The following is a 14,928-nucleotide window of genomic DNA, read 5'->3' on the forward strand; positions in this document are numbered from 1 at the left end:
CCATGCCTTCACTTCCCTCTCGCTCGAAGACCTGAAGATCAAGAGCTGGAACGAGTACAAGGCCCTGTAGACAGTTGACCGATTCCAAAGGGACGCCATGCGGATAAGCTCCGCATGGCGTCCCTTTGGAATCGTTCGTGTTGGGTCACGGAGCACTTACCAATCCCACTGGCGCGAGTTTAGCGTAGCGTAACTCGTGACCAGCCATGAGGTGGGGGTGTCCTTGCACTGCCGCACTAGCGGCAAGGCGGTTGATGGTTATCCACCTCGTTCAACAACTTCGTTCTACTGCGCGGCACAGCCTCGCCCGCATGGTCGGCACGAGGTACGTTGCGCTAAACTCGCGCCAGGCTACATACCCTTTTCTCATGAAAAAATTCACCTCGTTCGCCGACGTACCCGACTACCGCGCCCTGCTGCACCAAGCGCTGGAGATTAAGCAGAACCCCTACGGCTACCAGCACGTTGGGCGCAACAAAACCGTAGGGCTTATCTTCTTTAACCCGAGTTTGCGCACCCGGCTCAGCTCCATCAAGGCGGCCTACAACCTGGGGGCGCAAGCCTGGGTGCTCAACGCCGGCGCCGACTCCTGGACCCTGGAAATGGCTGATGGCGCCGTGATGAACGGCGGCACGCAGGAGCACATCAAGGACGCCATTGCGGTGATGAGCCAGTACTGCGACGTGCTGGGCGTGCGCACCTTCCCCACGCTCAAGGACCGGGCCGAGGATTACGGGGAAGTGGTCTTCAACAAGATTCTGCAGTACGCCACCGTGCCCGTCATCAGCCTGGAAAGCGCCACGCTGCATCCGCTGCAAAGCTTCGCCGACCTGATTACGGTGGCCGAAACCAAAAAGAAAGAGCGGGTGAAAGTAGTGCTGACCTGGGCCCCGCACGTGCGCGCCTTGCCTCAGTGCGTGCCCAACTCGTTCTGCGACTGGTTCTCGGAAATCGACTGGGTGGATTTCGTCATCACCCACCCCGAGGGCTATGAGCTGGACCCCAGGTTCACGAAAGGGGCGCGAATCGAATACGACCAGAAGAAGGCCCTGGAAGGCGCCGACTACGTGCAGGCCAAGAACTGGAGCAGCTACCAGCAGTACGGCCAGGTGCTGCAGAACGACCCGGCCTGGATGCTCACGCCCGAGCATATGGCCCTGACCGACAACGCTAAATTCCTGCATTGCCTGCCCGTGCGCCGCAACGTAGAAGTAGCGGATGCGGTGCTGGATGCGCCCGGCTCGCTCATCATTCAGGAGGCTGGCAACCGGGTATTTTCCATGCAAACCGTACTGCACGAGCTGCTGAAGGAAAGTGTATAATTCGGGTACGGTATAACAATGGAAAGAAACCTGCGTTCAAGGCGAGGTCGAAATGGCCAGCGGGTCATTTCGGAAAGTTCACCTTAACCCTTACCCATGAAGAAGGTATTTGTCCTCGCCGCACTCCTCGTAACCGGTGCCACCGCTGCTAACGCACAAACCAGCACCACCACGACCACGACGGCACCCCAGCCTACGCAGAGCACAACCGTGCAAACCCAGACCGGGACAACTGTACCAGCCACCACGGGCACCGTGAATACCACCGTGACGACCACTCCGGCCCCCACCACGGCGCCAGCTCCGGCTCCGGCTACTACCGTAGAAACGCAGGCCGGTACGGGCGTTACCCAGTCGGGCGCCACCATGACGGATAAGCCAGCCGACGTGAAAGCCAAGGACAAGAAGAAGAAGTCGAAAGTGAAGGCTGACTAAGCTGCTTCACGCCACCTATTGCCGCACCGCCCAGCTGCTTTCCGGTAGCTGGGCGGTGTTGTTTTCCGGTGTCTGGAAAAGCGGCGGCCGATCTGCCAGGTCAGAATAGAAAGGCCAGTTGCTTGCCCACCGCTTCCTCCAGGGTTTCGAGGTTGGAAAGCGTAAGGCCCAGCAGGCGTACCCCTTTGGCTAGGGGCAGCACGCTGGCCGTTAGCTCCCGGCTTAGTTGCTCGGCCATGGCCTGGCTGCTAATCGGAGCCAGCAGCGTGCGGCTGCGGGTAATCTGCTGGAAGTCGGCGTACTTGACCTTAAGCGTGAGCGTGCGGCCCCGCACCTCCGCCCGCTGGCAGTAGCTCCACACCGAGTCCAGGCAGGGCTGCAGTCCTGAGAGTAGTTCCTCCGGCGTAGTCAAGTCCTGCTCGAAGGTGGTTTCCGAGCCCACAGACTTGCGCTGCCGGTCGGGGCGCACGGGGCGGTGGTCGATGGCGCGGGCAATGTGGTAGTAGTAGGAGCCGGCCTTGCCGAAGTGCTGGCGCAGGAACGTTTCCGTCTGCTGGCGCAGGTCGAGGCCCGAGAAGATGCCCAGTTGGTTTAGCCGCGCCGCCGTAGCCGGCCCGATGCCGTGAAACTCGCCCACCCGCAGCTGCTCCACAAAGGCCAGCCCCTGTGCGGGCTTAATCACAAACTGCCCGTTGGGCTTGCGGTAGTCGGAAGCCAGCTTGGCCAGAAACTTATTGTAGCTGATGCCGGCCGAGGCCGTCAGCTGAGTGTGGTGCAGGATGGCCGCCCTGATTTCCTGGGCTATCTGCGTGGCCGACTCAATGCCCTTCAGGTTTTCCGTCACGTCCAGGTAGGCCTCATCCAGGGAAAGCGGCTCTATCAGCGGCGTGTATTCCGCAAATATTTCCCGGATCTGCCGGGACACAGCTTTGTACACCTCAAACCGGGGCTTCACGAAAATCAGGTCCGGGCACTTGCGCAGGGCCGTGCTGGAGGGCATGGCCGAGCGCACCCCAAACTGCCGGGCCTCGTAGGAAGCCGCTGCTACCACACCCCGGGCCTGGGAGCCGCCAACGGCCACGGGCTTCCCGCGCAGCGCGGGGTTGTCGCGCTGCTCCACGGAGGCGTAGAACGCGTCCATGTCGAGGTGAATAATTTTGCGGATAGCGGCGTCCAAACGAGCAGGGAAGAAGACCAGCCGCAAAGGTCGGCACCGGGCACACAGATGCCAAGCCACCGCCCGGCCTAGTGAGGGATGGTAGTGAATGCTTCCTGGTACAGCTTCTGGTCTTCGGTGCCCAGGCGCGCATCCAGAACTGCTTTTTCGCTCAGAAAGCGCGGGGCGTTGGGTTGCGCGAAGTCCCATTTGCCCACGTACTGCAGCTGACCCGGCTGCAGGGTAAACGAGTAGCGCCGGTCGGTAAGCGCGCCGCGTGCCGCTTTACGTAGCGCTTCGGTGCCGTAGGAATACTCATACCACTGCAGCACGTAGCGGCCCGGTGGTAGCGCTACGCAAAACTCGTTTTCAGGGCGGGTGCGCACGATGGGCTTCACGCTAATGCGGTAGAACTTGCCAGTGGTGAGGTTCAGCAGCCGCACGTATTGCGGCAGGCCCCCACTGCTAAACCCCAGCCGTTGGAGGCAATGGCCGTAGATAACGCCTTTGCCCGCGGGGATTTCGCCCTGATTGGTGCTCCAGCTTCGGGAAGGAAGCACAAGGGCCGGGCCCGGAAATAAATCCAGCGAATCGGCCGGCATACCAGCGGAGATATTATCAATGGAAAAGGTGACCGGTACGGTGAAAAAGACATTAACCGGCCGGCGGTTCTGGGTGCCCGGCTGCCACTGCACGGCTTGCAGGCGTTGGGCGGCCCGCAGAGCTTCGGCATCCAGGTCGGGCCGTAGGCCTTGCTTGATGGTGATGTTGGTGACGTGCCCGGTGGAATCAACCACAAAGGCCAACAGAACTTTGCCCTGAATACCGTCGCGCAGGGCTGTAGGCGGGTAGCGCAGGCTGTCCGTTACCAGCTTAAACAGGGCTTTGGGGCCTCCTGGAAATACGGGCATGGTTTCCTGGTAGCCCACACGGCGCCGCGTAGTATCAGCAGACTGCGCCAGGGTAGAGTAGCTGATCAGCAGCCCCAGAAAAAGGAAGTAGAAACGCATATAGCCCGCAAGATACCTCAATCCTGCACCGGCTCCAGGGGTATGGCGGCCGAATCGGGGGTAGCGCGCGGCTTGCGGCTCACCAGGAACACGCCCCCAAAAATCAGCAGGGCTTGCAGGGCTTTGGCTAGGGTGAGGGTGTCTTTGCCAAGAGCCACGGCAATGCCCACTGCCAGGGCCGGCTGCAGGTAGATGTAGGCACCCAGCAGGGCAGGGGAGGCGTACTTCAGGGCCCAGTTATTCAGCAAGTAGGCCATAATGGTCAGGCAGATAACCATGTAAGCAATGGCTGCCCAGATGCCCGGCGGAAAGCTGGCGTAGTCGGGAGCCAGCACCTGTTGCCAGCCGGCCGGCACGGCAATGAATGCACCCACCAGGAAAATGCGCGCCAGCACCGTGAAGGGGTGGTACTTGCGCATCAGGGGCATTACCACGACCAGGTAGATGCCGAAGGCCGTGGCGTTGAGCAGAATGTATACGTTGCCGAGTAAGCCATCCTGCCCATTGGCCGCCACCGGGCCCCGGCTCAGAATGATGCTGGCCGCGCCCACAGCGGCCAGCGCAATGCCCAGCAGCCGGGGCAGCGTAATCTTTTCGCCCAGCAGCACCACCGAGGCCAGTACCGTAACGACCGGGGCAATGGTTTGAATTAGCGAGGCGTTGATGGGCGAGGTGAGATTCAAGCCCGAGAAGAACAGCAGCTGATTCAGGCCAATGCCCAGGATGCCGCTGGCCAGGGCCCGCAGGTTATCGGCGCGACCTTGGATACGGTCCTGCGGGGCTATGAGGCGGCTCAGCACCCCAAAAAACACGGCCGCGCCTACGATGCGCAGCACCACCAGCCCAAACGGGCCCATGTAGCGCGGCATCACGTCTTTGGAGATGCTGTAGTTGGCGGCATAGATCAGGGCCACCACAAATAGGGCCGCGTGCACCTTCACTGAGTTTTTCATGCACAACGAAGGTAGCAGCCCGAACGGTAGCTTTGCTGACCTTTGCGCCCTGTTCGCGTATAGGAAGGCCCTGCAACTACTTTTTCCTGTGTGGTTCCAGGCCCCATACCCAGACCGCGCTATTTCCTTGCCCTATGAGTACCGGTTCTCTTTTCGATGCGGATGCCCAGTCTGCCCCCCACGCCCGCATGGCTGCTCCCGCCCCGGGAGCCCCGCTGGCGGAACGCATGCGCCCCCGCACCCTCGACGACTACGCCGGCCAGCAGCACCTGATTGGGCCCGAGGGCGTACTGCGGCGCTACCTGCAGGCCGGCCGCCTGCCCAGCCTCATTCTGTGGGGGCCGCCCGGCGTGGGCAAAACCACCCTCGCTAACCTGCTGGCCCAGGAGCTGGGCAAGCCCTTTGCCTCGCTCAGCGCCGTGAATGCCGGCGTGAAGGACGTGCGGGAGGTGATAGAGCGGGCCAAAAAGCAGCGGGGCACCGTACTGTTTATCGATGAAATTCACCGCTTCAGCAAAAGCCAGCAGGATGCCCTGTTGGGCGCCGTGGAGCAGGGCATCGTCACGCTCATTGGGGCCACCACCGAAAACCCCTCGTTTGAAGTTATTCCGGCCGTGCTGAGCCGGGCCCAGGTGTACGTGCTGGAGTCCCTGGGCAAGGATATCCTCATCGGCATTGTCGACAAAGCTCTGGCCGAAGACGAAGTGCTTAAGCAGCGGAACGTGCGCATGCAGGACTACGGGGCCCTACTCACCATTTCTGGGGGCGACGCGCGCAAGCTGCTCAACCTGCTGGAAATCGTGGTGGAAGCCAGCCGCCCCGACCCCGAAACCGGCCAGGTCGTCATCACCGACGAGGTAGTACAACAGCTGGCCCAGCAGCACCTGGCGCGCTACGACAAAGGCGGGGAAATGCACTACGACGTCATTTCGGCCTTTATCAAAAGCATCCGCGGCTCTGACCCCAACGCGGCCCTCTACTACTTGGCCATCATGCTGGAAGGGGGCGAGGACCCCAAGTTCATTGCCCGCCGCCTGCTCATTCTGTCCTCCGAAGATGTAGGCCTGGCCAACCCCAACGCGCTTATGCTGGCGCAAAGCTGCTTTCAGGCCGTGGCCGTGATTGGCATGCCCGAGTCGGATATTATTCTGGGCCAGACAGTGGTGTACTTGGCTACCTCGCCCAAGAGCAACGCCAGCTACAAGGCTATTCGGGAGGCCCGGGCCTTCGTGCGCCAAAACGGGCCCCAGCCGGTGCCCATTCCCCTGCGCAACGCGCCTACCAAGCTCATGAAGGAGCTGGGCTACGGCAACGAATACCAATACTCCCATGACTACCCCGGCAACTTCGCCTTCCAGGAGTTTCTGCCGGAAGCCCTCAGCGGCCGGCGCTTCTACGAGCCCGGCCACAACCCCGCCGAAGCCAAAGCCCAGGAGCGCCTGCGCCAGCTCTGGGGCGAGAAGTACGGATATTAGCTGAGCCAAGTGCCGGGGCTACGGCCATTACCAGCCACCGGTCCGCGTTGACCGGCTGAAATGGCCCGTTCGTTGAATTGCCGGAATAAGGAAGGGAAAGCCTCTACTTTTGTTATCGTACCGAACTCGCTAACCTTTCCGATGAGACAATTCTTAAAATATGTTCTAGCCACGCTCACCGGCCTTGTGCTGTTTGGCGTCGTAGCGTTTGTGCTGCTCATAGGCTTTATTGTAGCCGCCGCTTCCTCCGACAAAGAAGTAACCGTTGAGAGCAACTCTGTGCTGGAACTCAGGCTCGATAAGCCCCTGGCCGAGCGGGGCTTCGAGAATCCGCTGTCCTCGATTACCGGGGGGCAAGCCACCACGGGCCTCGACGAGTTGAAAGCCGCCATCCGCCGCGCCAAAACCGACGACGACATCAAGGGCATCTTCCTGAACCTGGAAATGGTGCAGGGCGGCATGGCCACGATGCAAGAAATCCGCCACGAGCTAGTTGAGTTTAAGAAGGGCGGCAAGTTTGTGGTGAGCTACACCGATGCGCAGTCGGAGAAAAGCTACTACCTGGCCTCCGTGGCCGATAAGCTTTACCTGAACCCCCAAGGTACCCTGGAGTTCAACGGCCTCAGCTCCGAGACCATGTACTACAAAAACCTGTTCGACAAGCTGGGCATTCAGGCGCAGATTTTCCGCGTGGGCTCGTTCAAGAGCGCCGTGGAGCCCTTCTTCCGCACCAACATGTCGGATTCGGCCCGCCTGCAAACGTCTTCCTTCCTGAACTCCATCAACGGCGCTATGCTGGCCGACGTGGCCAAGGCCCGCAAAATTGCCCCCAACCGCCTCAAAGTCATCAGCGACTCGATGCTGGTGCACAACGCCGACGACGCAAAGCGTCTGGGTCTGGTAACGGACCTGGGCTACTACGACCAGGCCACCGACTACATAAAGGGGAAGCTGGGCGTAGAGAAAGACGAGAAGCTGAGCCTGGTGTCTTTGAGCGACTACCTGAAAGCCGAGGATGAGGATGAAAACAGCAGCGGCAACCGCATTGCCGTGGTGTACGCCGATGGCGACATCGTGACGGGCAAGGGCGGCAACGAAAACATTGGCAGCACGCGCTTCGCCGAGGCCATCCGCAAGGCCCGCCTCGATAAGAAAGTGAAAGCCGTGGTGCTGCGCATCAACTCACCCGGGGGCTCTTCCCTGGCTTCCGACATCATCTACCGTGAGGTAATGCTGACCAAGAAAGTGAAGCCCATCATTGCCAGCATGTCGGACGTGGCGGCCTCGGGTGGCTACTTCATTGCCATGGGCTGCGACACCATTGTGGCCAACCCCACTACCATCACCGGCTCCATTGGCGTGTTCGGGGTGCTGCCCAACGTTGAGCCCTTCCTGCGCGACAAGCTCGGCATCACCACCGACCGGGTAACCACCGGCAAGTTCTCGGACTTCCCCACCGTGACGCGCGCCCTCACGCCCTTCGAGCAGCAGCAGTTCCAGAAAGAGGTAGACCGCATCTACGCCGACTTCACCACGAAAGCCGCCGCCGGCCGCCGTATGCCGGTGGAGCGCCTGCGCGGGTTTGCCTCGGGCCGGGTATGGTCGGGCACCGAAGCCAAAGCCCGGGGCCTGGTGGACGTGCTAGGCTCTTTCGACGATGCCCTGCGCATTGCCGCCCGCCGCGCCAACCTCAAAGCCGATGACTACCGCATTCAGAAGCTGCCCCGCCAGAAAACCTTTGCCGAAAACCTGTTCAGCTCCTTTAACGAGGAAGCCCGCTTGCGCATGGTGAAGTCGGAAATGGGCCCGCTCTACCCCATGTTCGAGCAGTACAAGAAGCTGTCCGAAATGAAAGGGGTACAGATGCGCGCCCCCTTCGTGCTGGACGTGCAGTAGCAGCCAGGCCGATAGGAGATTAGCTGTCATCCTGAGCAAAGCGAAGGACCTTCTCACGCTGGAACAATAGCCGTTCTGACGTGAGAGGGTCCTTCGCTTTGCTCAGGATGACAGACTTTTTCTCAACCTTGCGGTTACAGTCTCTGACAACTGAAAACTGACAACGAGTAACCGACAACTTACCTGATGCAAGACCTCCTCGAAGCCGCCGAATACCTCCGCCAGCGCCTGCCCGATTTTCAACCTGAAGCCGGCATTATCCTGGGTACGGGCCTAGGCGCCCTGGCTAAAGAAGTGGCCGTGCAGCACCGTTTCAGCTACGCCGAGATTCCGCACTTCCCGATTTCTACGGTGGAAAGCCACGCTGGCGAGCTGCTGGTGGGCACCCTGGCCGGCAAGCGGGTGCTGGTCATGCGCGGGCGGTTTCACTACTACGAGGGCTATACCATGCAGCAGGTGGTGTTTCCGGTGCGCGTAATGAAGCTGCTGGGCATCCGGCACCTGTTCGTGAGCAACGCCAGCGGCGGCCTCAACCCCGACTACGACTACTCCGACTTGATGCTGCTGGAAGACCACATCAACCTGCAGCCTACCAACCCGCTTATCGGCCCAAACCTCGACGAGCTGGGCCCGCGCTTCCCCGATATGATGGAGCCCTACGACCATAGCCTGCTCCGGCTAGCCGAGGAGGCCGCCCAGGAGCTGGACCTGGGGCGCTACCTGCGGCGCGGCGTGTATGCCTCTCTGCCCGGCCCCATGCTCGAAACCCCGGCGGAGTACCGCTACCTGCGCACCATCGGGGCCGATGCGGTGGGCATGAGCACCGTGCCCGAGGTCATTGCCGCCGTGCACATGGGCCTGCCCGTGCTGGCTGTATCCGTCATCACCGACCTGTGCGCCCCTGGCAAACTTAAGAAGGTAGACATTGCCGACATCCTGCGCACCGCCGCCGTAGCCAAGCCCCGCCTTACTGCCCTGCTACAGCGGGTGCTGGAAAAGCTGTGATTTAATGTGCTGGGCTTCGCGAATGTGAGAAATGTGGAGAATGTGCCACTGTCAAGGGAATGTGGGCAATGTGCTATTGTGGGGCATAAGCTGCGCTAATGGGGGAATGGGCGGAGGGGCACTCCGATGCTGGTGTGCCAACGAGCGTGAGGGCGCTGCCTTGTGGGCAGCTCATAACTCAATTGCAGGCCTTCCGCAACCGGGTTGTGAGCTGCCCGCAACTAGAGTTACAGGCGGCCTGCGACTCTACTTGCAGCTGGCTCATAACCAGATTTACAGGCCGCTGAGGAGCACCGCCCCGCTTTAGCCCCTTGGCGCAGCCTATTCCCTCACATCAGTACATTGACCACATTCCTTTGACAGTAGCACATTCTCCACATTTCTCACCTTAGCGAAGCGCAGCACAGCACATTCAAATCACATTAACCCCCTATTGCCGGGAGAAAATATGCTGCTCCAGCAACTGGTCTTTGTTGATGAAGCTGTATACCAGCGTGGTATTGTTAACGGTGCCCAGGTTATAGGTAGCCGTAGCGCCTTTGTGGTCGGTGATTTCCAGCAGCATGTTGTTCTGGCCCGTAAGCTTCCAGGTGCCGGTGGTGGTCGAGTTGTCGTCCAGCTGCGTTTGGGTGTAGGTACCGTCGCTCTTGAACTGCCGCTTGTAGCGGTCCTTGATATCGTTGCCTTTGGAGCTTGATTGGCCGCCTACGGCTACTTCATCCAGCCGCCAGGTGTAAAGCAGGGCGCTGGCCGAATAGGAAGGTGCCGGGTCGCAGCCGCAGGAAGTGTTTTCGCAGCTGCTCACCAGCCCAAATACAAAAAGAAAAACCAGCGCGAGGGAAAACGTACGGCTCATAGCTGCTACAAGGAAAAGGTGGATGCTACCTGCTAAGAGTCCGCCCGGCGTGGCTACGTTGCACCCCAGGCTATTTTATCACCACCGTGCGGCGCTGGTAGCTCAGCACGGTGAACACGCCCAAGCCGCCCTGTACCGTGCTTTTGATGCCGGCGGGCTGAGCAAAAGGGTTGCCGTTGGCCCCGCGCGCATCATCTACCGACTGCATAAAGTCGGCGTAGGCCTTATCCAGGTGGTAGAGCGTGACGACGAGCGTATCGTTGGGCGCAAACTCATAGCTGGTGCCCAGCGTAAATTCCCGCCCATTGTTCAGGCGGTCCTGCGGGTTGTAATCTACTTCCGGGTCTTTGGACACACTGTCGCGGTGAATCTGGAAGCGGTAGTAGTTGCCAGCCTCGGGCGGGTCCTGAAACCGTACGAGTACGTAGGCCTTGCGCTGCGCCTCGGGCTGGTCGTTGAACTTCCACTCCACCGTGTCGATGGGCACAAGGGCGGGCATGGTGGCCGTGCCCGTGAGGTGGCGGCCCTGCTCATCCGTAACGTCGAGCGTGAATACGTCGCCGGGCCGGGCTTGCAGCGGCGCGCGGCCGCGGTGGGTATAGGCTTTCTGAGTGATTGGGTCAAGGGCAGGGGCGAACCGCAGCGTGTCGCGCCACCCCGCTGGCCCTCCTAGTACCACTTGCACCTGCCGGGGCAGGCTGGGGCTGGGGTCGGCCAGGTATTCTGTGGTTTCCGTGACGGTCAGCTGGGGCACTTTGCCGGGCTCCAGGTAGCACTCCACCACCAGCTGGGCGGGGTAGGCGGGAAGCTCCACGTCGATATCCTGCTGCAGGCCGCAACTCGTCAATAGCGCGGCCACCCCCAGCACGCCGAGGCCCCGCTGACCGCAGTGCGCCGTCCCTAAAATCCGTGAAATCTGCATAATCCGCATGAATCCGTGGTTCAGAATTTGAAATTATACGTCACCGAAGGAATAACCGGAAACAACGACACCTGCCGGGCCCGGTAGCCGATAACCTGGCTTTCGTCCTCGTTTTTCACTTGGTCGAAAAACACGAAGTAGGGGTTGCGGCGGTTGTAGGCGTTGTAGATGCTGAATGTGAGGTCTGATTCCGTGAACCAGCGCGTGGGCTTCATCTTCCAGACCACGCCCAGGTCCATACGGTGGTAGGCCGCCAGGCGATAACCGTTGCGGTTGGGGTACACCGGCACGGCCGAGGCATCGTCGCCGTAAATATCCTGAAAGATGAAACGCGCCAGCGGCAGGGTGGTGGGGTTGCCGGAGCTCAGGGTAAAGGAGCCCGTCAGGTTCACGCGTTTACTAAGCTGGTGCAGGCCGACCACCGTCAGGTTGTGGCGCCGGTCGTAGGTGGGGTAGAATAGCTCCCCGTTGTTGATGCCCGAGGTGCCGCGCTGGGCCGGGAAGCGCCGCTTGGTCCAGGAAAGCGTGTAGCCTACCCAGCCGGTGGTGCGGCCGGTTTTCTTTTCCAGGTAGATTTCGTTGCCGTAGGCGAAGCCTTTCCCAAACAGAAACTCCGCGTCCAGGTCGGGGTTCACGAACAGCTGCGCCCCGTCGCGGAAGTCAACCTGATTTTTCGCCCACTTGTAGTACACCTCGTTGGTAAGGAGCCACTGCCCGCCCGCAAATAGAAAGCTCGCCCCGGCCGACACCTGCTGGCTGCGCTGGGGCTTCACGGACAGGCGCGAGGGGTACCAGATATCCGTGGGCAGGGAGGCGCCGGAGTTTGTAACCAGGTGCAGGTATTGGTACATCAGGGCGTAGTTGGCCTTGAGCGTGAGCTTGGGCGAAAGGGTGTAGCGGGCCGCCGCGCGCGGCTCCAGGCCGGCGTAGGCGTCGGTACCGCTGCGGAAGCCCGTCAGGCGCAGGCCGCCTTCCAGCTGCCACCGGTCGGAAGCCCGGAAGTTGTCGGTGGCGTAGAGGGCGCCTTCCTGCCCATCGTAGCCCACGTCGTCGCCGAAGCTCAGGCGCCCATCGGTGGAGCCGGCCTTCAGGCGGCCTACTCCAAAGCGGCGCTGGGTGCCCATGGCCCCAAAGCGCACGGTGTGCCGCTCGTTAAGCGTGTACTCGAAGTCCGTTTTGAGGGTGTAGTCCCGGATAGTGGACGAGAGGTTGAAGCTGAACTGGTCGAGCTTGTTGGCAATTTCGTACTTGTAGTGCGTGAACGAGGCCGAGGTGTTGGCGTACAGGCGTGGGCTGAACACGTGGTTCCAGCGGGCTGAGGCCACGGCATTCCCCCAGTTGAAATTGAAGTTGAAGCCACCCGTAGAGTTGAAGCCAAACTTATCCTGCCCGTAGTAGCCGCTCAAATACACCCGGTCTTTTTCGCCCAGGGTGTAGTTGGCCTTGGCGTTGAAGTCGTAGAAGTAGTAGTCGGGAATGGGGTTGAAGTCCGGGTCGCCCTCGTTGAGCTGGTTGATCCGGCGGGTAAAGATGTCGAAGTAGGTGCGCCGCCCCGACACCAGAAATGCGCCTTTGTTTTTCTTGAGCGGGCCCTCCACCGTAAGGCGGGAAGAAATAAGGCCCAGGCCGCCCGTCACGCCCAGCTTCTGGTTGTTGCCCTCGCGCAGCTTCACATCCACTACCGAGGAGAGACGCCCCCCGAACTGCGCCGGAAAGCCTCCTTTGTAGAGGTCCACGCTCTGCACGGCATCGGAGTTGAACACCGAAAACAGCCCGAATAAGTGATTGGGGTTGTACACCACCGCATCGTCTACCAGTACCAGGTTCTGGTCGGCCGAGCCCCCGCGCACGAACAGGCCGCTGGTACCCTCGCCGCCGTTTTGCACGCCGGGCTTCAGCTGCAGGGTTTTCAGGATATCCACTTCCCCAAACAAGGCGGGGAGCAGCTTGGCCTCGGTAGCCGTGAGCCGCTCCACGCTCATCTGGGTGCTTTGCTGTTTCTGCTCCAGGGTGCCGCTGGCTTCCACCACCACCTCGCCCAGCTCGTTGCCGGCTGGGGCCAAGCGAAAGTCCAGCTGCTGGCTATTGCGCAGGTTCAGGTCGCGCTTCACCGTCTGGTAGCCGATGAAGGATACCACCACTTGGTAGCGCCCGGCGGGCAAAGAAAGCGAGTAGTTGCCCTGCTCATCGGCCGTGACGCCAGCGCTTAGCACCGGCACCGCCACGGTAGCTCCCGGCAGGATGCCGGCCTCACCCAGCACCCGGCCGCTCAGGGTAACCATGCGCTGCTGTCCCGTTGCCGGGCCAGCCCAAAAAGAAAGAAATCCAAAAAGAAGTGTTCCAAGAAGTAACGAAATCCGCATCAGCCCTAAGCTATAACCCACCAAACAGCCACAAAGGTAAACGCCTGGGCGGGGGTGGTTAGTATAGCAAACCCGGTTCCCCGGAAAAAGTCTACAAATACGGCTGCATGGCCTGCTGCAGCTGCTGAGCGGGCACTACGCCGGCCTGCCGCCACACGGGCTGCCCTTTATGGAACAGAATAAGCGTTGGAATGCTCTGCACCCGAAACTGCTGCGCGGCGGCCTGGTTTCGGTCCACGTCTACTTTAATCACCTTGAGCTTGCCCTGGTAACTGGCCGCAACCTGCTGGAGGATCGGGGCCATGGTTTTACAGGGGCCGCACCAGTCGGCGTAGAAATCCACCAGCACGGGCATACCGGGGGAGTTGATAAGATCGGCAAAGGATTTTTTAGGCATGGTAGAAGGGTTTTAAAACGAAAAAGCGTCCCGGACCACAGCCCCGGACGCTTTGTTACGAGAAAAGTGGATAGTTATTTTCGTTTTTCCACTACGGTTACATCATTGGCAGTTTCGGGAAACTCAAACCGCCCACTCACCACGCGCTTACCCGTCACCTGGCACTCCCACACGTAGCGCCCGGGCGTGGCCTTCGCAGCCTCACCGGCCTCCGACTTAAAATAGTCTCCATTAGTGGGGTCGGCCGGGTACATCACGTCGGCCCCATTCTGGCCTTTTTCAATTTCCTTGGTGAGGATGTATACCTTGCCCGTAGCCTGGTTGGTGACCATGAATTTGGCAGTGTACGTTCCCAGAATTCCAAATTTATCCATGACACCCAGGCGGATGTAAGCGTCGGTAGATACCATCCAGGTTTGGGCCTGGGCCGTAGCCGGGCGCATAGCCAACATAACCAGCAAAAGGCCGGCTACGCGCAGCAGCTGCTGGAGCCGCGAAGAAAAGGCAAAAGTAGAGGTGTGCATGCTGAACGGAAGTATATGAGTGAAACCGCGAGGAAGAAAACAGAGCGTAGAAAAGAAGCTAAATCAGGTAAGACACGTTTGATTGGTGGGTGGATATCATCTCGTGTAATCAAATATAAACAGGAAGCGCGGGAATTATATCAACCGCTTACTATTCTTTTTTGTGACGCAGGCGTATGGGGAGCTAGGAAAAGCCCATTGCGGAAGCTGTTAACACGTAGTGCGTTGTGAAAAAAATGCGTTCAAATAACGTACCAGAAATAGTTGTGCCGGTCCGCCCGCATTCCGCCGAGGCCGTATGCCAGCTTTGCGAGCGGGAAGTGCAGCGCACTTCGCGGCATCATCTGGTGCCGCGGGAAGAGGGTGGGCGCCATGGGCCCACGGTAGCCCTCTGCCAACCCTGCCACAGCACCGTGCACACGCTGCTGCACAACAAGGTGCTGGCCCGGCGTTATCACTCCATCGACCTGCTGCGCCAAGCGGAAGAGCTGCAAACCTACCTGCAGTGGATTCGGCGCAGCCGGGTGGAGCGCATTCGCAACCGCCGCAAAAAGTGAAGGACGACGCGCCGTTGCCGAGCCTAGCCGCTATTTTAGCGGCTTACACGCCCGAAG

The 14,928-nt window shown here is 60.3% G+C and carries 14 protein-coding genes; 6 read left to right on the top strand and 8 right to left on the bottom strand.

All coding sequences use genetic code 11. The annotated features are described in order from the left end of the window. Window positions 1-368: 368 nt before the first annotated feature. Window positions 369-1,322 (top strand): N-acetylornithine carbamoyltransferase, encoded by a 954-nt coding sequence (locus tag FY528_RS14485; protein WP_149071752.1) that lies wholly within the window; start codon window positions 369-371, stop codon window positions 1,320-1,322. A gap of 96 nt (window positions 1,323-1,418) precedes the next feature. Beyond that, entirely contained in the window at window positions 1,419-1,757 is a 339-nt protein-coding gene (locus tag FY528_RS14490; RefSeq protein ID WP_149071753.1) for a hypothetical protein, read from the top strand. A gap of 100 nt (window positions 1,758-1,857) precedes the next feature. Here FY528_RS14490 and dinB read toward each other — a convergent pair whose 3' ends face one another. From dinB to FY528_RS14505, 3 genes are all read right to left on the bottom strand, one after another. Then, window positions 1,858-2,898: a DNA polymerase IV gene (gene dinB, locus FY528_RS14495; RefSeq protein ID WP_373281624.1), complete on the bottom strand. Its 1,041-nt coding sequence runs from the start codon at window positions 2,896-2,898 to the stop codon at window positions 1,858-1,860. A gap of 104 nt (window positions 2,899-3,002) precedes the next feature. Beyond that, complete coding sequence (locus tag FY528_RS21605; protein WP_149071755.1) at window positions 3,003-3,923, bottom strand: energy transducer TonB; 921 nt, start codon at window positions 3,921-3,923, stop codon at window positions 3,003-3,005. Window positions 3,924-3,940: 17 nt separating this feature from the next. Beyond that, entirely contained in the window at window positions 3,941-4,876 is a 936-nt protein-coding gene (locus FY528_RS14505; protein WP_149071756.1) for a DMT family transporter, read from the bottom strand. A 188-nt stretch (window positions 4,877-5,064) separates the two neighbouring features. Between FY528_RS14505 and FY528_RS14510 the strand changes: the two genes are divergently transcribed. From FY528_RS14510 to FY528_RS14520, 3 genes are all read left to right on the top strand, one after another. Then, a complete protein-coding gene (locus tag FY528_RS14510; protein ID WP_149071847.1) occupies window positions 5,065-6,351 on the top strand; it encodes a replication-associated recombination protein A in 1,287 nt (428 codons plus the stop codon). Window positions 6,352-6,492: 141 nt separating this feature from the next. After that, on the top strand, window positions 6,493-8,247 hold the full coding sequence (gene sppA, locus FY528_RS14515; protein ID WP_149071757.1) for a signal peptide peptidase SppA: 1,755 nt from the start codon (window positions 6,493-6,495) through the stop codon (window positions 8,245-8,247). 186 nt (window positions 8,248-8,433) lie between these two features. After that, window positions 8,434-9,252, top strand: a complete 819-nt coding sequence (locus FY528_RS14520) for a purine-nucleoside phosphorylase (RefSeq protein ID WP_149071758.1) — start codon at window positions 8,434-8,436, stop codon at window positions 9,250-9,252. A 430-nt stretch (window positions 9,253-9,682) separates the two neighbouring features. On the opposite strand, the gene FY528_RS14525 is transcribed toward FY528_RS14520, so the two are convergent. The 5 genes from FY528_RS14525 to FY528_RS14545 all read right to left on the bottom strand — a co-directional run bounded on the left by FY528_RS14525 (window position 9,683) and on the right by FY528_RS14545 (window position 14,314). Then, window positions 9,683-10,108 (bottom strand): lipocalin-like domain-containing protein, encoded by a 426-nt coding sequence (locus FY528_RS14525; RefSeq protein WP_149071759.1) that lies wholly within the window; start codon window positions 10,106-10,108, stop codon window positions 9,683-9,685. A gap of 70 nt (window positions 10,109-10,178) precedes the next feature. Next, on the bottom strand, window positions 10,179-11,030 hold the full coding sequence (locus tag FY528_RS14530) for a DUF4249 domain-containing protein (protein ID WP_187632133.1): 852 nt from the start codon (window positions 11,028-11,030) through the stop codon (window positions 10,179-10,181). A gap of 20 nt (window positions 11,031-11,050) precedes the next feature. Next, entirely contained in the window at window positions 11,051-13,312 is a 2,262-nt protein-coding gene (locus FY528_RS14535) for a TonB-dependent receptor (protein ID WP_262384011.1), read from the bottom strand. A 172-nt stretch (window positions 13,313-13,484) separates the two neighbouring features. After that, window positions 13,485-13,790: a thioredoxin gene (gene trxA, locus FY528_RS14540; RefSeq protein ID WP_149071762.1), complete on the bottom strand. Its 306-nt coding sequence runs from the start codon at window positions 13,788-13,790 to the stop codon at window positions 13,485-13,487. A 74-nt stretch (window positions 13,791-13,864) separates the two neighbouring features. Next, complete coding sequence (locus tag FY528_RS14545) at window positions 13,865-14,314, bottom strand: hypothetical protein (RefSeq protein WP_149071763.1); 450 nt, start codon at window positions 14,312-14,314, stop codon at window positions 13,865-13,867. A 266-nt stretch (window positions 14,315-14,580) separates the two neighbouring features. Here FY528_RS14545 and FY528_RS14550 point away from each other — a divergent pair, with 266 nt between their 5' ends. After that, window positions 14,581-14,871: an HNH endonuclease gene (locus tag FY528_RS14550; RefSeq protein WP_232066291.1), complete on the top strand. Its 291-nt coding sequence runs from the start codon at window positions 14,581-14,583 to the stop codon at window positions 14,869-14,871. The last annotated feature ends 57 nt before the right edge of the window (window positions 14,872-14,928 follow it).

The organism is Hymenobacter lutimineralis (assembly GCF_008271285.1).
Classification (GTDB): Bacteria; Bacteroidota; Bacteroidia; order Cytophagales; family Hymenobacteraceae; genus Hymenobacter; species Hymenobacter lutimineralis.